The 22,558-nt window shown below is 57.2% G+C and carries 20 protein-coding genes; 10 read left to right on the top strand and 10 right to left on the bottom strand.

Features of this window, described 5'->3' with window-relative positions; all coding sequences use genetic code 11:
* Nucleotides 1-1,320: a PTS cellobiose transporter subunit IIC gene (celB, locus tag INF68_RS09270; RefSeq protein WP_024907562.1), complete on the bottom strand. Its 1,320-nt coding sequence runs from the start codon at nucleotides 1,318-1,320 to the stop codon at nucleotides 1-3.
* A gap of 146 nt (nucleotides 1,321-1,466) precedes the next feature.
* Between celB and INF68_RS09265 the strand changes: the two genes are divergently transcribed.
* Nucleotides 1,467-2,291, top strand: a complete 825-nt coding sequence (locus INF68_RS09265; protein ID WP_126787071.1) for a helix-turn-helix domain-containing protein — start codon at nucleotides 1,467-1,469, stop codon at nucleotides 2,289-2,291.
* Here the strand turns inward: INF68_RS09265 and arsC are convergent.
* Nucleotides 2,288-2,644, bottom strand: a complete 357-nt coding sequence (arsC, locus tag INF68_RS09260; protein ID WP_126787072.1) for an arsenate reductase (glutaredoxin) — start codon at nucleotides 2,642-2,644, stop codon at nucleotides 2,288-2,290. The genes INF68_RS09265 and arsC overlap by 4 nt on opposite strands.
* Nucleotides 2,645-2,662: 18 nt before the next feature.
* Nucleotides 2,663-4,126: a beta-barrel assembly-enhancing protease gene (gene bepA / locus INF68_RS09255; protein ID WP_023308761.1), complete on the bottom strand. Its 1,464-nt coding sequence runs from the start codon at nucleotides 4,124-4,126 to the stop codon at nucleotides 2,663-2,665.
* 221 nt (nucleotides 4,127-4,347) lie between these two features.
* On the opposite strand from bepA, the gene INF68_RS09250 reads away from it, so the two are divergent.
* A complete protein-coding gene (locus INF68_RS09250) occupies nucleotides 4,348-5,412 on the top strand; it encodes an AI-2E family transporter (RefSeq protein ID WP_023308760.1) in 1,065 nt (354 codons plus the stop codon).
* A 95-nt stretch (nucleotides 5,413-5,507) separates the two neighbouring features.
* On the opposite strand, the gene bcp is transcribed toward INF68_RS09250, so the two are convergent.
* Together bcp and INF68_RS09240 are read right to left on the bottom strand one after the other, a co-directional pair.
* Nucleotides 5,508-5,978 (bottom strand): thioredoxin-dependent thiol peroxidase, encoded by a 471-nt coding sequence (gene bcp, locus INF68_RS09245; RefSeq protein WP_023308759.1) that lies wholly within the window; start codon nucleotides 5,976-5,978, stop codon nucleotides 5,508-5,510.
* Nucleotides 5,978-6,547 carry a glycine cleavage system transcriptional repressor gene (locus INF68_RS09240; protein ID WP_029739969.1) on the bottom strand — a complete coding sequence of 190 codons (570 nt, stop codon included), beginning with the start codon at nucleotides 6,545-6,547 and terminating at the stop codon, nucleotides 5,978-5,980. Before INF68_RS09240 ends, bcp begins: the two co-directional genes overlap by 1 nt.
* 145 nt (nucleotides 6,548-6,692) lie before the next feature.
* Between INF68_RS09240 and dapA the strand changes: the two genes are divergently transcribed.
* The 6 genes from dapA to ypfH all read left to right on the top strand — a co-directional run bounded on the left by dapA (nucleotide 6,693) and on the right by ypfH (nucleotide 13,150).
* The gene (gene dapA, locus INF68_RS09235) at nucleotides 6,693-7,571 is read left to right on the top strand and encodes a 4-hydroxy-tetrahydrodipicolinate synthase (RefSeq protein WP_023308757.1); all 879 of its coding nucleotides are present in this window, start codon (nucleotides 6,693-6,695) and stop codon (nucleotides 7,569-7,571) included.
* A 16-nt stretch (nucleotides 7,572-7,587) separates the two neighbouring features.
* Entirely contained in the window at nucleotides 7,588-8,622 is a 1,035-nt protein-coding gene (bamC, locus tag INF68_RS09230) for an outer membrane protein assembly factor BamC (RefSeq protein ID WP_193525310.1), read from the top strand.
* A 109-nt stretch (nucleotides 8,623-8,731) separates the two neighbouring features.
* Nucleotides 8,732-9,445 carry a phosphoribosylaminoimidazolesuccinocarboxamide synthase gene (gene purC / locus INF68_RS09225; RefSeq protein WP_032659350.1) on the top strand — a complete coding sequence of 238 codons (714 nt, stop codon included), beginning with the start codon at nucleotides 8,732-8,734 and terminating at the stop codon, nucleotides 9,443-9,445.
* A gap of 120 nt (nucleotides 9,446-9,565) precedes the next feature.
* A complete protein-coding gene (locus INF68_RS09220; protein ID WP_029739971.1) occupies nucleotides 9,566-10,435 on the top strand; it encodes a neutral zinc metallopeptidase in 870 nt (289 codons plus the stop codon).
* Nucleotides 10,435-12,381, top strand: a complete 1,947-nt coding sequence (locus INF68_RS09215) for a tRNA(Met) cytidine acetyltransferase TmcA (RefSeq protein ID WP_126787074.1) — start codon at nucleotides 10,435-10,437, stop codon at nucleotides 12,379-12,381. The genes INF68_RS09220 and INF68_RS09215 overlap by 1 nt, the downstream gene beginning before the upstream one ends.
* Before the next feature lie 73 nt (nucleotides 12,382-12,454).
* On the top strand, nucleotides 12,455-13,150 hold the full coding sequence (gene ypfH, locus INF68_RS09210; RefSeq protein WP_109845423.1) for an esterase: 696 nt from the start codon (nucleotides 12,455-12,457) through the stop codon (nucleotides 13,148-13,150).
* A gap of 38 nt (nucleotides 13,151-13,188) precedes the next feature.
* Here ypfH and INF68_RS09205 read toward each other — a convergent pair whose 3' ends face one another.
* From INF68_RS09205 to INF68_RS09195, 3 genes are read right to left on the bottom strand one after another with little or no spacing between them, the layout of a single operon-like run.
* Complete coding sequence (locus tag INF68_RS09205; RefSeq protein WP_023308751.1) at nucleotides 13,189-13,386, bottom strand: hypothetical protein; 198 nt, start codon at nucleotides 13,384-13,386, stop codon at nucleotides 13,189-13,191.
* A 24-nt stretch (nucleotides 13,387-13,410) separates the two neighbouring features.
* On the bottom strand, nucleotides 13,411-14,538 hold the full coding sequence (dapE, locus tag INF68_RS09200) for a succinyl-diaminopimelate desuccinylase (protein WP_047060712.1): 1,128 nt from the start codon (nucleotides 14,536-14,538) through the stop codon (nucleotides 13,411-13,413).
* A gap of 10 nt (nucleotides 14,539-14,548) precedes the next feature.
* Nucleotides 14,549-14,899, bottom strand: coding sequence for an ArsC family reductase (locus INF68_RS09195; RefSeq protein WP_109845422.1), 351 nt, complete (start codon nucleotides 14,897-14,899; stop codon nucleotides 14,549-14,551).
* 387 nt (nucleotides 14,900-15,286) lie between these two features.
* On the opposite strand from INF68_RS09195, the gene ypfM reads away from it, so the two are divergent.
* Nucleotides 15,287-15,346, top strand: a complete 60-nt coding sequence (ypfM, locus tag INF68_RS09190; protein ID WP_015572204.1) for a protein YpfM — start codon at nucleotides 15,287-15,289, stop codon at nucleotides 15,344-15,346.
* Between the two features lie 109 nt (nucleotides 15,347-15,455).
* On the opposite strand, the gene acrD is transcribed toward ypfM, so the two are convergent.
* Both acrD and narQ read right to left on the bottom strand, forming a co-directional pair.
* Entirely contained in the window at nucleotides 15,456-18,569 is a 3,114-nt protein-coding gene (acrD, locus tag INF68_RS09185; RefSeq protein WP_126787075.1) for a multidrug efflux RND transporter permease AcrD, read from the bottom strand.
* Nucleotides 18,570-18,711: 142 nt separating this feature from the next.
* On the bottom strand, nucleotides 18,712-20,406 hold the full coding sequence (gene narQ / locus INF68_RS09180; protein ID WP_126787100.1) for a nitrate/nitrite two-component system sensor histidine kinase NarQ: 1,695 nt from the start codon (nucleotides 20,404-20,406) through the stop codon (nucleotides 18,712-18,714).
* Nucleotides 20,407-20,558: 152 nt separating this feature from the next.
* Between narQ and aegA the strand changes: the two genes are divergently transcribed.
* Nucleotides 20,559-22,535, top strand: a complete 1,977-nt coding sequence (gene aegA, locus INF68_RS09175; RefSeq protein ID WP_193525309.1) for a formate-dependent uric acid utilization protein AegA — start codon at nucleotides 20,559-20,561, stop codon at nucleotides 22,533-22,535.
* The last annotated feature ends 23 nt before the right edge of the window (nucleotides 22,536-22,558 follow it).

Below are 22,558 nucleotides of genomic sequence, written 5' to 3'. Positions count from 1 at the left end.
TTACTCCTGTTTTGCAAGGGTGGTGTCGGTTTGCGTAACGGTGGCCATTTCCGCCGCGCGGTACTGTTTGTCCACGATACGCATAAAAGGCAGGTACAGCATGGCGCCAATCAGCAGGTTGATAAGCTGCATGACGCTGCCGCTCAGGTGTCCGGTAACGATAAAGCCGCTGATGACCGGCGGCAGCGTCCAGGGAATAAACACCCCGGTGGTGACGGCAACCGCGCCAATCTTCATCGCCGCATACTGCACGGTGACCAGCACCAGCGGCACCAGGTTGAACGGGATGAGCATGATCGGGTTCATGATCACCGGCAGGCCAAACAGGATCGGTTCGTTGATGTTAAACACCGATGCCCCGGCGCCGAGGCGCGCCACTTCACGCATGTTTTTGCTGCGGGCGAAAATCAGCATCGCAATCACCAGCGACAGCGTGGCCCCCGCGCCGCCCATCCAGATCATGTCAAAAAACTGTTCAGTAATAATGTGCGGCGGCGTCGTGCCTGCCTGAATCGCGGCGATGTTGTCGGTCTGGTTCTCCATCCACAGTGGGCGAATGATGCCGTTGATCATCGAGCCGGAGTTAATGCCTACTGACCACAGAATGGTGATGCTGAACACCGTCATCAGCGCGCCAAAGTAAGAGGTGCCGTAGTGGCGCACCGGCGTGGCAACCACTTCGTAAATAAACTGGTGGATGGTGTTGTAGTGGGTGTTTTCAAACACGATGCGGATACCCAGTACCAGAATCATCACCAGCAGGGCCGGGATCAGCGCGGCGAACGACTCCTGCACCGCCGGAGGCACGCCGTCCGGCATTTTGATCACCAGCTTTTTGCGCTTGAGCCAGCAGAACAGCTCCGTCCACAGCAGGGAACCGATCATCGCCACGAACAGCCCTTTGCTGCCAATCCACTCCACCGGAATGACGGTAATACCGCCGTTTTCTGCCACTTTGATAAAGGGCGTCAGGATGAGAAAGGCGACCAGCGCCAGGATACCGCAGGAGATGCGGTCTTCACCGTAGTGTTCAGCCAGGCGGAAGGCCACCAGGAAGCTGATGAACAGCGACATGGTGGAGAACACTGCGTTGAACGGGATTTCTATTATGGCGCTCCAGCTCTCACCAAAGGCCTGAGACATAAACTGCTGATAGGCTTGATTCGGGAACGACGAGATCACCAGCAGAATAGAGCCGACGATGATAAACGGCATGAAGGATACGTAGGCGCCGCGAATGGCCCCGAGATGACGCTGCTGGGCCGTTTTGGCCGCCAGCGGCATCAGTTTTGCTTCAAGAAATCCCAGAACATTGTTCATTGTGAACTCCGTACAAGATTGAGGGGTGTTGTTTGTGTTATGTCTGGGGATTATCAGTGAAGCGCGGCGTGCGAAAGGTGAAATCGGTCACAAAGCAATCGCTGGTGTAATATAAATCTCATAAGATTAGTTTTGAGGATCCTGCGATGGAAATTAAACTGCATGCTAATGCAACCACGACGCCGCGCATCCGTCGCTATCTTCAGCAGTCAGATAAAAGCGACAGAGAGCTTGCTACCGAGCTGGGTATTTCGGTCACTACCGTCAGGCGCTGGCGCAACCGAGAGCAGGTTTCGGATAACCATACGACGCCAAAAGTGATACACAAAGCATTGAGACAGGAGCAGATTGCGCTGGTCAATGCCCTGCGGGATATCACTGGCGCCCCGCTGGACGAACTGCTGCAGATGGTCAATAGCGGACTCGGGATCGCCGTGTCCCGCGCGACCCTGAATCGCTATCTGAAACCGGCTCCGGTAAAGCAGAAGGGCGCGACGTTGCAGGGAAAAAAGGCGCTGAAGGCAGGCATCGTGCCGCAAAAACTCCTGTTACATCATCAGCCTCTGTCGCTGCATATGGACGATGGCGGAGAACAGCATCTGCTGTGGGCGCGTGAACCCGTGAGCGGCTGGTGCTATGCCCGGCTGTACGCGGGCATTTCTCCGCAGCTGCTGACCCACTGGGCGAACGACGCGCTGGCAGCCTGTCCGGCTGATATTCAATCTGTTGAGACTTTTGGTTTTGAGGTGAAGCTTGGGGAGCGTAATACCACCGTGACAGCGCATCCGCAGCAGTACCGTGCCGTTCAGGTCGATCTACCGCTATGTGAAATCATCCCGCGTCTGAGCAGTGAACCGGCAGGCGAGCTGTTGATCCAGCTGTGCGAATTTTACAACCGCGGAAAAGCGCAGAAAAAGCTGGGAGAGAGTACGCCGCAGGCCTTTCTGGAAGCGCTGCGGCATAAGAACTAGAGGATCTCGAGCACGTCTTCCGGCGGGCGTCCAATGCGCGCCTGGCCGTTCGATACCACAATCGGGCGCTCAATCAGCTTTGGATTTTCAACCATCGCCTGGATCAGCTCAGCCTCGGTGAGGCGGCTGTCATCCAGGTTAAGCGACTTATACAGATCTTCTTTCTGGCGCATCAGCTCTCTTGCACTGCCCATTCCCAGCATGTGCAGCAGCTGGCGGAGGGTTTGCGCGTCAGGTGGGGTGTCGAGGTACAGCACCACTTCCGGCTCAACGCCGTTAGACTTCAGCAGGCTCAGGGTATCGCGGCTCTTGGAGCAGCGAGGGTTGTGATAAATTTTTACGGCGTCTGTCATGACGTGAATTCTCCTTTATTACATCTTCTCGTACGGCTTAAAGCGCTGCTGCAGGCCGCGCAGCTGATCGATACGCGCGTCGTAACGGGCCTGCTGGAGGCTGCCGAGCTTGACCTGCGAGCTGGCGCTGCTGAGCGCGGAAATCGCCTGATCGAGGCGGCCCACCAGGGCAAAACCTTCGGCACGCGCCGCCAGCTCCTGATCGCGATTGCCAAGCTGCGCTTGCGCCTGAGCGAGCAGATCCCAGCCGTTTTGATCGTCTTTATTATTAAAGGTGTAGCGGTTCAGAATGGTCGCCGCTTCGCCAGGCTGGCCGCCCTGTAAGTAAGCGTTCGCCAGGTTAAGCTGCAGCACCGGGTTGGTACGGACGTCTTTCGCCCCCTTCAGACGGTTAATCGCATCGGCCGTTTTCTTCTGGCCCAGATCGATATCCGTCGACAGATCGAGGTACCACGGGTTGTTCGGGTCGGCAGCCAGAAGCGGTTGCAGCGCTTTACGCGCCTCGTCGTATTTGCTGGCTTCCATCGCCTGGAGCGCCTGACCATACTGCGCGGCGTTTTTCTCACGCACGTTGCCTTTCGCCAGGGTATCCAGCAGGTCGCTGGTGAGCTGGTTACGCCCGGAGTTGTACATCCCAAGCGTTCTCACTTTCGCCATGTAGAAATCCTGTGATGACTGGACCACGACCGGACGCATCTGGTTGGCACGGTTACGGGCGTCCGACAGGCGGCTTTCCGGCAGCGGGTGGGTCAACAGAATTTCCGGCGGACGGGAAGAGTAACGCGCCTGATCGAGCAGTTTTTCCAGGAAGCTCGGCATGGCCTGGGGGTCAAAGCCTGAACGCTGCAGCACCTGAATCCCGATGCGGTCCGCTTCCTGTTCATTTTGCTGGGTAAAGCTGATCATTCCCTGACGCGTTCCCGCCAGCGTACCGGTCAGGGCCGCCATCCCGGCCTGCGGGCTGGCCATCGCCAGCAGAATAGAGCCCAGCGCGCCCACCCAGGTGAGGGGGGCGTTACGTTTCTGGTCTTCCATGGCGCGCGCCAGGTGGCGCTGGGTGACGTGCGAAATTTCGTGCGCCATCACCGAGGCCAGCTGGCTTTCGTTGTCAGAGTAACGGAATAACGCCGAATGCAGCACCACGTTACCGCCAAAGAAGGCGAAGGCGTTGATTTCGTCATTATTGATTAAATAGAAGTGGAAGGGCGTTTTTACCGAGTCGGCGTGCGAAACCAGACGCATCCCCAGCCCGTTAATGTACTGTACCAGCAAAGGGTCGTTAATCAGCGGGGCGCTGCCGCGCAGCTGGCGAACATAGTAATCCCCCATTTGCATCTCTTGCCCAATAGAGAGCGTGCTTCCTGCTGTGGTGCCCATGTCCGGCAATGAATCGGACGAGTCAGCAAAAGCGGGCAACACCTGACCGACCGTCACCGCGGCAATCAGTGTTGCAACCAGTGTTTTTCTCAACTGCCTGAACATAACCACTGTCCTGTATGTTGGATGTGCTAATTTGACCGATGAACCGGCATAACGTTCATCTCTGCTGCTCTGCGAGTGTAGCCGTGTTGCAGCATGAAGAAAATCCCATTCATCAGGCTTTTGCGGATTGCGATCGGGATACAAAAAGCGAAAGTCTTTTTGGTGACTGTTAGATACAATTCACCGTCTCACTCCCGCCATTCGATTCAGGGAAGGGTTGTATGCTCGAAATGTTAATGCAGTGGTACCGGCGTCGGTTCAGCGACCCGGAAGCCATTGCTTTGTTGGTTATTCTGGTTGCCGGGTTCGGTATTCTGTTCTTCTTCAGCGGCCTGCTCGCACCCCTGCTGGTGGCGATTGTGCTGGCGTACCTGCTGGAGTGGCCAACGGTGCGCCTGGAGCACATCGGCTGTTCCCGGCGCTGGGCGACCAGCATCGTACTGGTGCTGTTTGTCGGCATCCTGCTGCTAATGGCCTTTGTGGTGATGCCGGTTGCCTGGCAGCAGGGAATTAACCTGATCCGCGACATGCCCGGTATGCTGAACAAGCTGTCTGATTTCGCCGCCACGCTGCCGCGCCGTTACCCGGCCCTGATGGATGCCGGGATTATCGACGCGATGGCCGAAAATATGCGCGCCCGCATCATGACGATGGGCGATTCGGTGGTGAAGTACTCTCTGGCCTCGCTGGTCGGTCTGCTCACGCTGGCGGTTTACCTTGTGCTCGTGCCGCTGATGGTCTTCTTCCTGGTGAAAGATAAAGATCAGATGCTCAACGCCGTACGCCGTATTCTGCCGCGTAACCGCGGGCTGGCGGGGCAGGTCTGGGAAGAGATGAACCAGCAGATCACCAACTATATTCGCGGCAAGGTGCTGGAGATGATTGTCGTGGGGGTAGCCACCTGGATTGGCTTCCTGATTTTCGGGCTGAACTACTCGCTGCTGCTGGCGGTGCTGGTGGGGCTGTCGGTCCTGATTCCGTACATCGGCGCGTTTGTGGTGACCATTCCGGTTGTTGGCGTCGCGCTGTTCCAGTTTGGGCTGGGGACGGAGTTCTGGAGCTGCTTTGCGGTGTACCTGATTATTCAGGGCCTGGACGGTAACCTGCTGGTGCCGGTGCTGTTCTCCGAAGCGGTGAACCTGCATCCGCTGGTGATTATCTTATCCGTGGTGATTTTCGGCGGGCTGTGGGGATTCTGGGGCGTGTTCTTTGCGATTCCGCTGGCGACGCTGATTAAAGCCGTGGTCCACGCGTGGCCGGATGTGCCGGCGGTGGAAGAGAAGTAGTTTTTGTGCAGCCCGATGCTCTCACTTCGACCCTCTCCTGTGGGAGAGGGGGAAAACACTAAAAACGGCAACCTGGGTTGCCGTTTTGCTGTTTATCAGGCGTTCTCTTTCAGCCAGTTCAAGACCACGTCGTGGTGGTTGCTGGTTTTAAAGTCGTCAAACACATGTTCAACTTTACCGTCAGCGTCAATCAGGAAGCTGATGCGGTGAATGCCGTCGTAGGTTTTACCCATAAACGTCTTCTCGCCCCAGACGCCGAACTGCTCGCATACCTGATGGTCTTCATCAGAAAGCAGCGTGAAGTTCAGCAGCTCTTTTTCAGCAAATCGTGACAGCTTTTCTGGTTTATCCGTGCTGATACCCAGCACTTCCACGCCGACTTTTTTCAAGTCGTCCATGTTGTCGCGTAAGCCGCAGGCCTGTACGGTGCAGCCGGGGGTCATGGCTTTCGGGTAGAAATAGACCAGAACACGCTGTCCCTGGAAGTCGGTCAAATTTACTTGCTCGCCGTCTTGATCCGGTAAGCTAAATTTCGGTGCGATGTCACCGGCTTTCAGTGGGTTCATTACTCAACTCCATCCTGTTCGTGCTGCGAATAATTGACGACGCTTATACTGCCCTGCGCGTTTAATTCTGTACAGAGGGCTTTGAACGCTTGCTCGATATTTGACGCATCCTGTGAGGCAGGGCTGTGCGCGGTAATTTGAATAAACAGCACCGGAAGACCCTGGTCATCGCTTGTCTGCGTACGGGAAACCAGTTCGGCAATATTCATCTGGTGACTGTCAAAAAGCGCCGTGAAACGCTCAATCAGATGCGGAGAATCAGGCACTTCAACCTGTACCCAGACGGTAGAAGGCAGTGCCGGACGCGGACGCGCGGTGGTGCGCTTCATGACAATCAGCAAATCCAGTTCGGCCCCTTTCAGCGGCAGGGTCGATTCAATCAACGTAATGGCGTTCCATGTCCCGGAAAGCAACATAATAAATGTGAACTCTTCGCCAAGCATCGCCAGACGGCTGTCTTCGATATTACAGCCGCAGCTGCTTACGTGACGGGTGATGGTGTTCACGATACCCGGCCTGTCGGCACCCAGCGCAGTGATAACCAGGTAATGTTGTGATGAGGTTGTCAAACCTGTTCTTCCTTTGCATGGTTAAGTCTTCCTAAGGAAAGCATAAAAAAAACATGCATACAACCGCCTGAGAGCCTCAGGTCGCTTGCTTTTATTACAGTTCCAAACGTAACATTGAGGCTCTTGTTCGCACAGAGGATGGCTCATGTTCACGGGAAGTATTGTCGCGCTTGTTACACCGATGGATGAAAAAGGTAATGTCTGCCGGTCAAGCATGAAGAAGCTCATTGATTACCATGTCGCCAACGGAACCTCGGCGATCGTTTCGGTAGGGACTACCGGTGAATCCGCAACGCTGAGCCACGACGAGCACGGCGATGTGGTAATGCTGACCCTGGAACTGGCTGACGGACGTATTCCGGTCATCGCGGGGACAGGGGCTAATGCAACCGCAGAAGCTATCAGCCTGACCAAACGTTTTAACGACAGCGGCATCGTTGGCTGTCTGACGGTGACCCCTTATTACAACCGTCCTACTCAGGAAGGTTTGTTCCAGCACTTCAAAGCCATCGCTGAACATACTGACTTGCCACAAATTCTGTATAATGTGCCATCCCGTACCGGTTGCGATATGCTGCCGGAAACCGTTGGTCGTCTCTCGGAAGTAAAAAATATTATCGGTATTAAAGAGGCAACAGGGAACTTAAGCCGCGTTCATCAGATCAAAGAGCTGGTTTCAGACGACTTTATCCTGTTGAGTGGTGATGATGCGACCGCGCTGGACTTTATGCAGCTCGGTGGTCATGGCGTGATCTCCGTAACGGCAAACGTTGCGGCGCGCGATATGGCAGAAATGTGCAAACTGGCCGCAGCCGGTCACTTTGATGAAGCGCGTGTCATTAATCAGCGTCTGATGCCGCTGCACAATAAATTATTTGTCGAACCCAATCCGATCCCAGTGAAATGGGCATGTAAGGAGTTGGGACTTGTAGCATCCGACACGCTGCGTCTGCCAATGACACCGATTACCGACCACGGTCGTGACATCGTCAGGGCGGCGCTGAAGCATGCCGGTTTGCTGTAGAGTTTAGGGAGAGTTGATGGATTATTCAGTACAGAAGTCGCGCCTGGCGAAGGTTGCGAGTGTTTCGCTTGTTATGCTGCTCGCTGCCTGTAGTTCAGATTCGCGCTACAAGCGCCAGGTGAGCGGTGATGAATCCTATCTGGATGCGACCCCGCTTGCTGAACTTCACGCACCGGCTGGTATGATCCTGCCGATTCAGAACGGCGATTATAATATTCCCGTGACCAACGGCAGCGGCCCGGTCGGTAAAGCGCTTGATATTCGTCCGCCAGCACAGCCTCTGGCACTGGTCAACGGGGCGCGTACCCAGTTCACCGGTGATACGGCGTCTCTGATGGTTGAGAGCGCGCGCGGTAGCTCGCTGTGGCCGCAGGTTGTCAGCGTCATTCAGTCGAAGAACTACACCATCGATAAACGCGATGACGCCAGCCAGACGTTAACCACCGACTGGATCGAATGGAACCGTCTGGATGAAGACCATCAGTACCGCGGTCGCTATCAAGTCTCCGTTAAACCACAGGGTTACCAGCAGGCGGTTAACGTTAAGCTGTTGAACCTGGAACAGGCGGGTAAACCGGTTGCGGATGCCGCGTCCCTGCAGCGTTACAGCACCGAAATGCTGAACGTGATTGCCGCGGGTCTGGATAAGACCGCTACCGATGCCGCCAACGCCGCGCAGAGCCGCAACGGCGCGACCTTCGATGTACAAAGCGGTGCGGATGATACCGGCCTGCCAATGCTGGTGGTGCGTGCACCGTTTAACCAGACCTGGCAGCGTCTGCCAGCGACGCTGGAAAAAGTGGGCATGAAAGTGACCGACAGCACGCGTTCGACCGGCAGCATGACGGCAACGTATAAGCCGCTCTCCGACAGCGCATGGCAGGAACTGGGCGCGAAAGATCCTCAGCTTGCCTCCGGTGACTACAAGATTCAGGTAGGCGACCTTGATAACCGCAGCAGTCTGCAGTTTATCGATCCAAAAGGTCACACGCTGACCCAGTCGCAGAACGATGCGCTGGTCGCTGTCTTCCAGGCAGCATTCAGCAAATAAACACGAGGGCTGGTGAATCCAGCCCTTTTTATTTTAGTGCCACGCAAACGTGTGCGTGGCATAATATCCCCAGTTTTGAACACAAATCATCACACCAGGAGTAATGAAGATGCAGAAGCAAGCTGAGTTGTATCGTGGCAAAGCGAAGACCGTATACAGCACGGAAAACCCGGATCTGTTGGTGCTCGAGTTCCGCAATGATACGTCAGCAGGGGATGGCGCACGCATTGAGCAGTTCGATCGTAAAGGCATGGTGAACAACAAGTTCAACCACTTCATTATGACCAAACTGGCCGAAGCGGGCATCCCGACCCAGATGGAAGCGTTGCTGTCCGATACGGAATGTCTGGTGAAAAAACTGGATATGGTTCCGGTTGAGTGCGTTATTCGTAACCGTGCGGCGGGCTCCCTGGTGAAGCGTCTGGGCATTGAAGAAGGTATCGAACTGAATCCACCGCTGTTCGACCTGTTCCTGAAAAACGATGCCATGCACGACCCGATGGTCAACGAATCCTACTGCGAAACCTTCGGCTGGGTGAACCAGGAGAACCTGGCGCGCATGAAAGAGCTGACCTACAAAGCCAACGACGTGCTGAAAAAGCTGTTTGATGACGCGGGCCTGATCCTGGTTGACTTCAAGCTGGAGTTTGGTCTGTTCAAAGGCGAAGTGGTGCTGGGCGATGAGTTCTCACCGGACGGTAGCCGCCTGTGGGATAAAGAAACCCTGGATAAAATGGACAAAGACCGTTTCCGTCAGAGCCTGGGTGGTCTGATTGAAGCGTACGAAGCGGTTGCTCACCGTTTAGGCGTTAAGCTCGACTAACTTCCTCACTTGCCAAAGGATGTTTGCATCCTTTGGCGTCTTACCTTTGTTTCCTATGGTAATCTTGCCGTTAACCGCCTACGATCATAGCTATTATAAATGGAATAGTTCGAGGTGGTTATGCGCTGGCAAGGGCGTCGTGAAAGTGACAATGTAGAAGACAGACGCAGTGATGGCGGCGGCGGTCCTTCAATGGGTGGGCCAGGCTTCCGGTTACCCAGCGGCAAGGGCGGTATCATCCTGCTGATTGTGGTTTTAGTCGCGGGTTACTACGGCGTTGACCTCACCGGGTTGATGACCGGTCAGCCGCTGCAGCAGCAGGAGCATTCTCAGCGCTCCATCAGCCCGAATGAAGATGAAGCGGCCAAATTTACCTCCGTTATTCTCGCCACAACAGAAGACACCTGGAGTCAGCTGTTTGAGAAGATGGGGCGTACCTACCAGCAGCCGAAGCTGGTGATGTACCGGGGGGCAACCCGCACCGGATGCGGTACCGGGCAATCTGTGATGGGGCCGTTCTACTGCCCGGCAGACGGCACCGTCTATATCGATCTCTCTTTTTACGATGACATGAAACGCAAGCTTGGCGCTGACGGTGATTTTGCCCAGGGCTACGTGATCGCGCATGAAGTCGGCCATCACGTGCAAAAGCTGCTGGGGATTGAGCCAAAAGTGCGCCAGCTCCAGCAAAATGCGTCTCAGGCGGAAGTGAACCGCCTTTCCGTGAAAATGGAGCTGCAGGCAGACTGCTTTGCGGGCGTCTGGGGCCACAGCATGCAGCAGCAGGGCGTGCTGGAATCCGGCGATCTTGAGGAGGCGTTAAATGCCGCTCAGGCTATCGGTGACGACCGTCTTCAGCAGCAGAGCCAGGGGCGCGTCGTGCCGGACAGCTTCACTCACGGAACCTCACAGCAGCGCTATAGCTGGTTTAAACGCGGCTTCGATAGCGGCGATCCGGCGCAGTGTAATACCTTCGGCAAAGCGATGTAATGCTGCAGTTTGAGCAGCTGATAAGCGAGCTTGAGCGCACCGGCCATCGTCGGCTGGTGGTGCTCAGCGGCGAGGCGCAGTGGACGTTAACCCAGGCGCTGGCCCTGCGTGACGCCTTGCCCGGAGACTGGGTAAGGCTTGACGAACATCCTTCAAAAGCCATCAGCGGTCTGCTGGGACGCGAGTTCCGGCACGCTGTTTTTGACGCCAGCGTCGGGTTTGATGTCGCCGCGTTTGCCGCCCTGAGCGGAACGCTAAGCGCCGGAAGCCTTCTGGTGCTGCGGGTTCCGCCGCTCGACGCGTGGTCCGGGTTGCCAGACAGCGATTCACTGCGCTGGAGCGACAGCGCCGAAGCGATAGCCACGCCGCATTTTGTCCACCATTTCTGCCGGACGATTGCCGCCGATCCCGACGCGATTGTCTGGCTTCAGGGCTGCGCGTTATCCCTTCCGCCTTTACCCGACGCGCCAGACTGGCAGCCTGCCAGCGGCGCCCCGCAGCGCGAGCAGGCTGAGATCCTGGATGTGCTGCTGGGGATGCCGGAGGGCATCGTGGCCGTCACCGCCGCGCGCGGGCGCGGAAAATCAGCCCTGGCGGGAATGCTGCTGAACCGCATTGCGGGCAGCGCCGTGGTTACCGCACCGTCGAAGGGGGCGACGGATATCATCGCCCGCTTCGCCGGAGAGCGTTTTCATTTTATGGCCCCGGACGCGCTGCTTGCCTCTTCATGCCAGGCTGACTGGCTGATTGTCGATGAAGCCGCTGCTATCCCCGGACCTCTGCTGGAAAAGCTGGCTGTCCGTTTCCCTCGGGTGCTGTTGACCACCACGGTGCAGGGATATGAAGGGACGGGCCGGGGATTCTTGCTTAAATTTTGCGGTCGGTTTGCCGGGCTGCAGCGCTACAGCCTATCTACACCGGTGCGCTGGGCGGCGGGCTGTCCGCTTGAGCGGGTTGTCGCCAGTGCGCTGCTGTTTGACGATACGCTGATTGACCGCCGCCCGGAGGGAGAGGTGCGTCTAACGTCTCTGACGCCGACGGCCTGGGAACGCCGCCCGGCGCTTGCAGCGAGCGTATACGAGCTCCTCTGCGCGGCGCATTATCGCACCTCGCCGCTCGATTTACGCCGCATGATGGACGCGCCCGGGCAGTGGTTTGCCGTTGCCGAAACGGACCCGGATATCGCCGGGGCGCTCTGGCTGGTGGAGGAGGGCGGGCTCTCCCCTGAGCTTAGCCGCGCCGTGTGGGCAGGATACCGGCGTCCGCGCGGTAACCTGGTGGCGCAGTCTCTGGCGGCGCACGGCGGCTCTCCGCTGGCGGCGACGCTCAGAGGACGACGGGTCACCCGCATTGCCGTACATCCTCACCGTCAGCGGGAAGGGATTGGCCAGGCACTTGTTCGCAGCGCCAGCGGCGAAGATTATCTGTCGGTGAGCTTCGGCTATACCGATGAGCTTTGGCGTTTCTGGCAGCAATGCGGGTTTGTGCTGGTGCGGATGGGCAGCCATCGTGAAGCCAGCAGCGGATGCTACACCGCGATGGCGTTGCGGCCGCAGAGCGAGGCCGGGCGTCAGCTGTGCGAGCAGGCGCAGCGGCGTCTGAAGCGCGATGCGCGGGTATTATCGGCCTGGAACGGTGAAAAGATCCCCGTGGAAGACGGCTGGGAAGCTACCCTTAATAATGACGACTGGCTGGAGCTGGCGGGGTTTGCTTTTGCGCATCGGGCGTTTTCAACCTCGGTTGCCGCACTGACGCGGCTGTTGTTAACAGTGGACATGCCGCTTCCGGCCCTGCGTGGGAAAATGGAAGGGAAAGTGGAAGACGTCGGGCGAAAAGCGTTGCTGGCAACGTTGCGGAGTGAAACTGCGCAAGCGATTGAAAGCCTTGACTATTCGCGCTGCCAGCAGTTGAAAGAAGAGATTTTGCAATGGCAATTTTTTCAATGACTTCTTCAGTAAAGTGGCATGGTCATTCACGTCGGGAGGCGTAGAATCCAGGTCATCTATTAAGGAGACCACCATGAAACACGACCATTTTGTTGTTCAAAGCCCTGACAAACCGGCTAAACAGTTACTGCTTCTGTTTCATGGCGTAGGCGATAATGCCGTCAATATGGGTCAGATTGGCAGCTGGTTTGCGCCCGTTTTTCCGGAGGCATTGATTGTCAGCATCGGTGGCGTAGAGCCATGTGGTCCGAACGGACGCCAGTGGTTCTCTGTTCAGGGCGTGACGGAAGAGAACCGTCAGGCTCGCATCGACGCCATCATGCCCAGCTTTATCGACATCGTCCGCTACTGGCAGCAGCAGAGCGGCGTGGGTGCCGACGCGACCGCGCTGATTGGCTTCTCGCAGGGGTCAATCATGTCGCTGGAAAGCGTAAAAGCGCAGCCGGGTCTGGCGTCACGCGTCATCGCGTTTAACGGCCGCTTTGCGACGTTACCGACAAGCGCGACCACGCAGACCACGATCCACCTGATCCACGGTGGTGAAGACCGGGTGATTGAGCTCTCGCATGCGGTTGCCGCCCAGGAAGCGCTGATTCGCGAAGGTGGGGACGTGACGCTGGATATCGTTGACGATCTGGGCCACGCGATTGACGACCGTAGCATGCAGTTCGCGCTCGATCGTTTGCGCTATACCGTACCGAAGCACTACTTTGATGAAGCGCTCAGCGGCGGTAAGCCGGATAACGATGATATTGTGGAGTTTATGTGAGGTTTCCCCCTCTCCCGGGGAGAGGGGAAACTTAACGATTACTTCTTCTGGTCCTTGTTCGGCCAGTCGTCGTCATCGTCCCACTTGTCGTTAAAATCACGGTGCGGGGGAAGATCCGGTTTGTTGGCGAGAAATTTTTTATGGTCAACGCGCTTAAGATCTTTAATCACGTTCAGCAGTACGCCAACCAGAAAAACTAACACCAGAATCCACCAGTACTTTGAAAGCCAATCCATTCGCTATTCCTCTCAGAGCGTTCGTCAGGCGACGAGTTGCTCCATAATACGTTGATACATACGGGCCAGCAGTTGCAAATCTGCCGCATTGACACACTCATTGATTTTATGAATGGTTGCGTTCACTGGACCCAGTTCGACAACCTGGGCGCCCATACGGGCGATAAAGCGTCCGTCTGAGGTGCCACCCGTTGTCAGCAGCTGTGGCTTAATTTCATTATAGTGCTCGATGGCGTTCACCACCGCATCCACCAGTTTGCCACGCTGCGTCAGGAACGGCTGGCCGGAAAGCCACCACTCCACGGTGTAGCGCAGGTGATATTTTTCCAGCAGTGCGACGACGCGCGCCTTGATCATCTCATCGGTCAGTTCGGTGCTGAAGCGGAAGTTAAACTGGACGAAGTAATCACCCGGGATCACGTTGTTGCTGCCGGTCCCGGCCTTGACGTTCGCAATCTGCATGCTGGTCGGCGGGAAGAATTCGTTGCCTTTATCCCACTCGATGCCCACCAGCTCGCTCAGCATCGGCGCAGCGCGATGAACCGGGTTATCGGCCAGATGCGGATAAGCAACGTGCCCCTGAACGCCGTGAATGGTCAGGTTACAGGTCAGCGAGCCGCGGCGCCCGTTTTTGACGACATCGCCCACCACTTCGGTACTGGACGGCTCACCAACCAGACAGTAGTCGAGACGCTCGTTACGCGCCATCAGCGCTTCAACGACCTTCACTGTACCGTTATGGGCGCTGGCTTCTTCGTCGGAGGTGATTAAAAACGCCAGACGGTTTTTGTGGTTTGGATGCTGAGCCACAAAGCGTTCTGCCGCCACGACCATCGCCGCCAGCGAGCCTTTCATGTCTGCCGCGCCGCGACCAAACAGCATGCCGTCGCGGATGGTCGGTTCAAACGGCGGGTTGATCCAGCGATCCGCGTCACCGGCGGGAACGACGTCAGTATGCCCGGCAAAGGCCAGCGTTTCACCCTGGCCGCGCCACGCCCAGAAGTTCTGGGTATCGCCAAAATCCATGCGTTCAACGGTAAAACCGATGGCACGCAGGCGCTCAATCATAAGTGCCTGACAACCTGCGTCGTCCGGGCTAAGGGAAGGACGGCGAATAAGCTGCTGAGTCAGCTCAATGACCGGGCATGACATAAACTACACCTCAACGAAAAAAGTCGGAATAAAGGGTTTCACTGAAACCCAGCAGCATAGGCTGCCCTGGCGCGCAGAGCAATGGGCGTTTGATAATTGCCGGCATCTCGAGCATCAGTTTTGCCGCGCTGTCGGCGTCGTTGATGCTGGCGCGCAGAGATTCGTCCAGCTTGCGCCAGGTGGTGCCGCGCGTGTTCAGCAGTGCTTCCCACCCCAGCTCGCCGATTGCGCTATGCAGAAATTCTGCATCAAGCCCGTCGGCACGGTAATCGTGGAAGCGATACTCTACGCCGTTTGTTTCCAGCCAGCGGCGGGCTTTTTTGATGGTGTCACAATTTTTAATGCCGTACATCACAACCATGGTGAATCCTTTTGACCTAATGATGATTAAATGTTCAGTAAATTCGAAAATATATCCTTAAGTAGAATATAACACATTCAGGAATCGTCTGGATTTACGCTTCTTCTTAATTCAACTCACATCTGTACGCTGAATATTCTTTCACCCTTTAAGCATAGATGTCCATAAAGTTTAAATTTCGAATAAACTCAGCGGGTAAAATAAAACTCACCCGTTCGGAGGGTTATTTCAAAATATTGCCAGCCGTCACAAAAAATTGAGGCCTCTCCGTTCATATTTATCATAAATCCCCGCAGGACGTGGGGTACAATCACAGCAATTGGTTAAATAGTCTTCACAATGATGGTCCGTTTTTGTAGAATGCGCATAATAATAAGAGAGGTTGTTATGATTGAACGTGAACTGGGGAACTGGAAAGATTTTATCGAAGGCATGCTTCGTAAATGACATTCAGTAAGAATTGCAAGAGCACTAAAATAAGTAAAATAACCATAGTGTGAATTAATCACACAATAAAAAGGCGGCCGATAAAGCCGCCTTTTTTTATTTCAATCACTTACTCAGCGCGTTCCTTTAACGGGAAGCGGCGACGCACCAGCACAAAGAACAGCGGCACGAAGTAAATGGCCAGAACGGTGGCCGAAATCATGCCGCCCATCACCCCCGTTCCGACGGCATGCTGGCTGCTGGAGCCTGCACCCGTACTGGTTGCCATCGGCAGTACGCCAAAGACGAACGCCAGCGACGTCATCAGGATGGGACGTAAGCGCTGACGGCAGGCGTGCAGCGTGGCGGCCATCAGCTCGTGGCCTTTGGCATTCATCTCGTTGGCAAATTCAACGATCAGAATGGCGTTTTTCGCCGATAGCCCAATTACGGTGAGCAGACCCACCTGGAAATAAACGTCGTTCTCGAGGCCGCGCATCCAGGTCGCCAGCAGCGCACCGACAACCCCAAGGGGCACCACCAGCATGACCGAGAACGGGACCGACCAGCTCTCATACAGTGCGGCAAGGCAGAGGAAGACCACCAGCAGAGAGAGCGCGTAAAGCGCAGGGGCCTGCGCTCCGGAGAGACGCTCCTGGTAGGACATGGCCGTCCACTCCAGACCAAAACCGGCGGGCAGCTGCTGGACCAGTTTTTCCATGGTATCCATAGCGGTACCGGTACTGACGCCCGGCGCAGCTTCCCCGACGATTTCAACCGCAGAGTAGCCGTTATAGCGCTCCAGACGCGGCGAACCGCTCTCCCAGTGCGAGGTGGCAAACGCGGAGAACGGCACCATGCCGCCAGCGTTATTCCTGACAAACCAGCGGTTTATATCATCCGGCAGCATGCGGAACGGCGCGGCGGACTGGACATACACTTTTTTCACGCGGCCGCGATCCATAAAGTCATTCACATAGCTTGAGCCCCACGCCGTTTGCAGGGTGTCGTTGATATCGTTGATCGAGACGCCCAGCGCCTGCGCCTTACGCTGATCGATATCCACCTGCAGCTGCGGGCTGTCGTCAAGACCGTTGTGGCGAACGCGGGTCAGGTCAGGATCGTTGCCCGCCAGCGCTAACAGCTTATCGCGTGCCGCCATCAGCGCCGTGTGGCCCGCACCGGCGTGATCCTGCAGCTCCATATCAAACCCGGCAGAACTGCCCAGGCCGCTTATCGCCGGCGGGCTGCTGGCGAAGACGCGCGCCTCTTTAATATGCGCAAAGGCTTTTGTCGCACGTTCAATGATGGCGAATGACGTTCCGGTTTTGGTATCGCGCTCGTCCCAGTCCTTCAGACGGACGAACATGCGGGCGACGTTCTGCCCGTTTCCGCCCGGGCCAGAGCCCACGGTGGAGAAGACCGACACAACGTTATCTTTCTCTTTGGTGAAGAAGTACTGCTCCACTTTCTGGACCACTTTCAGCGTCTGCTGCTGCGTTGCGCCGCTCGGGAGCTGAACCGAGGTGGTGAACATGCCCCGGTCTTCCATCGGCAGGAACGAGGTGGGCAGGTGCAGGAACAGCCAGACCATGCCGCCCAGCAGCACAACATAAATCATCATCCAGCGCAGGCTGCGGTGAAGCACTCGCCCAACGGCAGATTCATACCGCGCGGCGTTGCGGTTGAACATCCGGTTAAACCAGCCGAAGAACCCTTTTTGGCCGTGATGCTCCCCTTTGTGCAGCGGCTTCAGGATTGTGGCGCAGAGCGCGGGGGTGAGGATCAATGCGACCAGCACGGAGAGCACCATTGCCGAGACGATGGTTATCGAGAACTGGCGGTAGATCGCCCCGGTTGTGCCGCCAAAGAAGGCCATCGGGATAAAGACGGCCGACAGCACCATTGCAATACCGACTAACGCCCCCTGAATTTGCCCCATGGATTTGCGCGTCGCCTGGCGCGGAGAGAGCCCTTCTTCGCTCATGATGCGCTCGACGTTTTCAACCACCACGATGGCATCATCCACCAGAAGGCCAATCGCCAGCACCATCGCAAACATCGTCAGGGTGTTAATGCTGTACCCGAACGCGTAAAGCACCGCAAAGGTCCCCAGCAGCACCACGGGAACGGCAATGGTTGGGATCAGCGTCGCACGGAAATTTTGCAGGAACAGGTACATCACCAGGAACACCAGCGCGATGGCTTCCAGCAGGGTCTTCACCACGTCCTCGATCGACGCTTTAACGAAGGAGGTGGTTTCATAGGCGACTTTATACTCCAGCCCGTGCGGGAAATACTGCGACAGCTCGTCCAGACGGTCTAACACCAGTTTTGCCGTCGCCATTTCGTTCGCGCCGGATGCCAGTTTAATTCCCAGACCGGAGGCCTGATTGCCGTTAAAGCGGCTCAGGTAGTCGTATTTCTCCGCCCCCATTTCCACCGTGGCGACATCGCCGAGACGCACTTCCGACCCGTCCTGATTCACGCGCAGGGTGATGTTGCGAAACTGGTCTGGCGTCTGCAGCAGGGATTGTGAATTAATGGTGGCGTTCAGGGCCTGTTTATCGACGGACGGCGTTCCCCCCAGCTGCCCCACCGCAATCTGGGCGTTCTGGGCCTTGATGGCATTCGTCACGTCGGTTGCCGTCATCTGGACGCTGTTCAGCTTGTTGGGGTCGAGCCAGATGCGCATGGAGTATTGTGAGCCGTAGGCGTCGATATCCCCGACGCCGTTGATACGGCTGATGGGATCCTGAATATTACTGGCGACGTAGTCCGCAATGTCCTGTTTATCCATCGAGCCATCTGTCGAGACAAAGGCGATGGTCAATATGTTGGTATCGCCGGTTTTACGCACTGTCACGCCCTGGTTTTGCACCGCCTGGGGCAGCTTGCGCATGGCCGACTGCAGCTGGTTTTGCACCTGCTGTACAGCTTCGTCCGGGTCGGTGCCCGCCTTAAAGCTCAGGGTCACCGTCGCCTGGCCCGTGGCGCTACTTTGCGAGGACATGTACATCAGGTTATCCAGACCCGTCATGTTCTGCTCGATAACCTGCGTCACGGTGTTTTCCAGCGTTTGTGCGGAAGCGCCGGGGTAGTTTGCCGTTACGCGCACGTTAGGCGGTGCCAGATCGGGGTATTGCTCAACAGGCAGTGAAGTAATCGCCAGGACACCTGTCAGACACAACAGGATGGCAAGCACCCAGGCAAAAATGGGGCGATCGATGAAAAAATTCGCCATGAAAGAGTGACCTCGTTTTGCTGCACGTCATTATTGTTTATTGCCCGCATAACTTTAGCGGTAAGGCCCAGGCCAAACGTGGAGAAATAAAGGAGATAATGTAAATTATCATGCGCTTTTTCCCGCGCGTCCTCCTTTACCGTTATTTACCCGTTAACGGCGCGGGCGCCGGGAACGTCACGTTGACCAGCGTGCCGCCGTTTTGCGGCTGCGAGAAGTGCAGCATCCCGCCGAGCCGCTGCGCGCGTTCGCGCATAATGTTCAGGCCGTAGTGTCCCGGCGGCTCGCTGGCTTCGCCAATCCCGATGCCGTTGTCACGAATGCTGACGCTGTGCGTACCGTCCACGGCGGTCACGCAGCTGACGGTGATCTCGCTGGCCTGCGCGTGCTTAATGGCGTTCAGCACGGCCTCACGCACGATCTGCAGCAAATGCACCTGCTTTTGCGCATCCAGCGCCAGCGAGGAGAGACGGCAGTCGAGATGCAGCTTCGCCTGCGTCTGGCTCTGAAGGACGTCGAGAGACTCCTGCAGCGCCGCGGGTAAGTTCGCGTGGTTCAGCGTCAGGCGGAAGGTGGTGAGCAGCTCGCGAAGCTGCTGCCAGGCATTGTTCAGCTCGCGGGAGAAGTCGGTGATGATGGTCTGCGCCGGGATATTTTCCTCGGGCACTGCGCGTTTGAGCAGCGCAAGCTGAATGCGCAGATACGACAGGACCTGCGCCAGCGAATCGTGCAGCTCGCGGGCAATGGTGGCGCGCTCTTCCATCAGCAGCAGCTGCTGGTAATGTTTTTGCGCCTGGTTAAAGTACAGCCCGCGCCCGAGCATGGTCGCCACGCTTCTCATCAGCGGAAGGGGAACGCTGTCCGTCTCGCTTTGCCAGCGCAGCTCGCCATAAAGGGTGTCCTGCATCAGTACCGGCAGGTGCTGCAGAGGAATGCCATGTGACTCCGTCCCTTCAGACAGCCGCCAGTCGTCGCTGGTGCGCAGTTCGAGATAATTCATCTGCGTATAGTCATGGACTATCTGCAGGATATGCCGGAAGCAGTGGCTGTCTATCTGGCCGGTATTCAGCGCCTGAGAGCATTTGAACAGCATGTCGAGCTGCTGGTGGGCTTCATGCAAATGCCGCGTCTTTTCCGCGACCGAGGCTTCGAGCGAACGGTAGAGCGTAGCCAGCTCGGCGGACATGTGGTTGAAGGCGCGGGAGAGTTGGCCCAGCTCGTTCGGCAGGGCGGTATCGGGCGCCGGGGTTGCAAATTCCCCTCGCTCAACCCGTTCGCTGGCCGCCACCAGATTGTTAAGCGGCAACACCACCTGGCGACGGATGCGTCGCAGGGTAAATAGCGTCAGGAGCAGGATCCCGAGGGCACCCGCCAGCGAGAGCAGGGTCACCGTCTGAATTTTATGTTCGGTGTAGTGCTGGAGGGCGAGCACAAAGGCATCAATGCGGCCGACAAAATCCTCAATGTGGGTTTGATACCACGCGCTGTCGCCGCGGGCGATGCGCGCATCCATCTCCAGCCAGGCCACGTGCAGCTGCTGGTAGCGCGCTTTAACATTGTCCGGGACGTACCAGCGGTTCAGCTTCTGCAGGGCAGGCGCGCTCAGCGTCCGTTGCCAGCTGTCGCGATGCGCGGCAAGGGCAGGGCTGTTGCGCTGCATCTCGTAGCCCAGACGATAGCTCTGCATGCGCAGTGAACCCGCGATATTAATGGCTTCGGCGTCACGCTGGCTGCTGGCAAGCGTCAGCAGCGCGACGGTGCTGGTCAGCACGGATAAGGCAATTATCGAAAAGAAAGCCCGGGCAAGGCTTCCGGAAACGGGTCGTTTGACGGTCACAGAACGGCTCTCTGAATAAAATTGATCTGCTACAGGTTCACTGTAAATAATTCGGCATTCCGGGCATTTGAACATTGCCCGATCGCGCCGTGATGCGTAAATACCATATTCATATAAAGAATAAGGTTATTGAACCAAAAACAGGTGTGGTTATGAATCGTTTTATTATGGCTAACAGCCAGCAGTGCATCGGGTGTCGCGCCTGCGAAGTGGCCTGCGTGATGGCGCACAACGATGAGCAGCACGTCCTGAGCGAGCGCCATTTTCACCCCCGCATTACGGTCCTGAGGTCCGGCGAGAAGAGTAGCCCCGTCACCTGCCATCACTGTGAAAATGCGCCCTGCGCGCAAAGCTGTCCGAACGGCGCCATCAGCAAATGCGATGACAGCGTACAGGTGAATCAACAAAAATGCATCGGCTGTAAGGCCTGCGCGGTGGCCTGCCCGTTTGGCACGATGGAGATTATCGTCACCCCGCTCGACAGCGGCGGCGTGAAGGCCTCGGCGAATAAATGCGATCTCTGTCTGACGCGGCCACGCGGCCCGGCCTGTATCGAAAATTGCCCGGCAGACGTTCTCTCCCTCGCGACGCCTGCTGTCCTTGATAATCTGGCGAAATCGCGCCGCCAGCGCACGGCCTGCCTGGAGGCGCAGCCCTGGCATGCGGAGGCCGTCAGAGAAGACGCTTCGCGCACCAAACTGCAGCAGATGCAAACAACCCCGCCACGCGGCGAGCCCGATAAACTCGCTGCCGCAGAGCGCGTGGGCCATTTTAACGAAATTTACCTGCCGTTTCGGGCCGAACAGGCCGCCCGCGAGGCGTCGCGCTGCCTGAAATGCGGCGAGCACAGCATTTGCGAATGGACCTGCCCGCTGCATAACCACATCCCGCAGTGGATCGAGCGCCTCAACGCGGGGGATATCGCCGGCGCGGTCGAGCTTTCTCATCAGACCAACTGTTTACCTGAAATTACCGGCCGCGTCTGTCCGCAGGACCGATTATGCGAGGGTACCTGCACAATACGTGAAGAGGCGGGATCCGTGACCATCGGTAACATCGAGCGCTATATCTCCGATCGGGCGCTGGCGATGGGCTGGCGGCCGGATATGTCCGCCGTCACGCCGACAGGTAAACGTGTCGCGATCGTCGGCGCCGGGCCCGCCGGGCTGGCGTGCGCCGACGTGCTGGCGCGCAGCGGAGCGAGTGTGACGGTCTATGACCGGCATCCGGAAATTGGCGGATTGCTGACCTTTGGCATCCCGGCATTCAAGCTGGACAAATCGCTGCTCGCGCGGCGCAGAGAGATATTTACCGCGATGGGGATCCGCTTCGAGCTGAACTGCGAGGTGGGTCAGGACGTGTCGATGTCGCAGTTAAAGCAGGATTACGACGCCCTGTTTATTGGCGTGGGAACCTACCGCTCGATGAAGGCGGGTATCCCGCACGAGGACGCGCCTGGGGTCTATGACGCGCTGCCTTTCCTGGTGGGCAACACGCGGCACGTTATGGGGCTGGAGGCGACGGCCAGCGAACCGTTCATCGACACCCATGGCTTAAACGTGGTGGTGCTTGGCGGCGGCGATACCGCGATGGACTGCGTCCGCACCGCGTTACGCCACGGCGCGGCGAAGGTAACCTGCGCCTATCGTCGGGATGAGGCCAATATGCCGGGCTCGAAGAAAGAGGTGAAGAATGCCCGAGAAGAGGGCTCGGCGTTTGAATTTAACGTTCAGCCGGTTGAGCTGACGCTGGATCCGAACGGTAAGGTCAACGGTATCCGGATGCTACGTACCGAGCTCGGTGAACCGGACGCGCAGGGACGGCGTCGACCGGTTCCGGTAGCGGGCAGCGAGTTCGTGATGGCGGCAGATGCGGTCATCATGGCGTTTGGTTTTAACCCGCATGCGATGCCGTGGCTGCAGGCGCAGGGTGTCGAAACGGATGACCGGGGGCGGATCGTTGCTTCGGTTGAGAGCCGCTACCGTTATCAGACGACTAACCCACAGATCTTCGCCGGAGGCGATGCGGTACGCGGTGCGGATCTTGTGGTGACCGCCATGGCGGAAGGACGTCATGCGGCGCAGGGGATACTCGACTGGCTTGGAGTTAACGCGCCAAAACATCATTAAACCGGCGGGCGACAAAGCGGGAT

Origin of the sequence: Enterobacter cloacae complex sp. P16RS2 (assembly GCF_014982155.1) — a bacterium.
GTDB lineage: Bacteria > Pseudomonadota > Gammaproteobacteria > Enterobacterales > Enterobacteriaceae > Enterobacter > Enterobacter cloacae_M.
The sequence above is the reverse complement of the archived record's forward strand: the minus strand, read 5'-3'. Positions and strand labels throughout refer to the sequence as shown.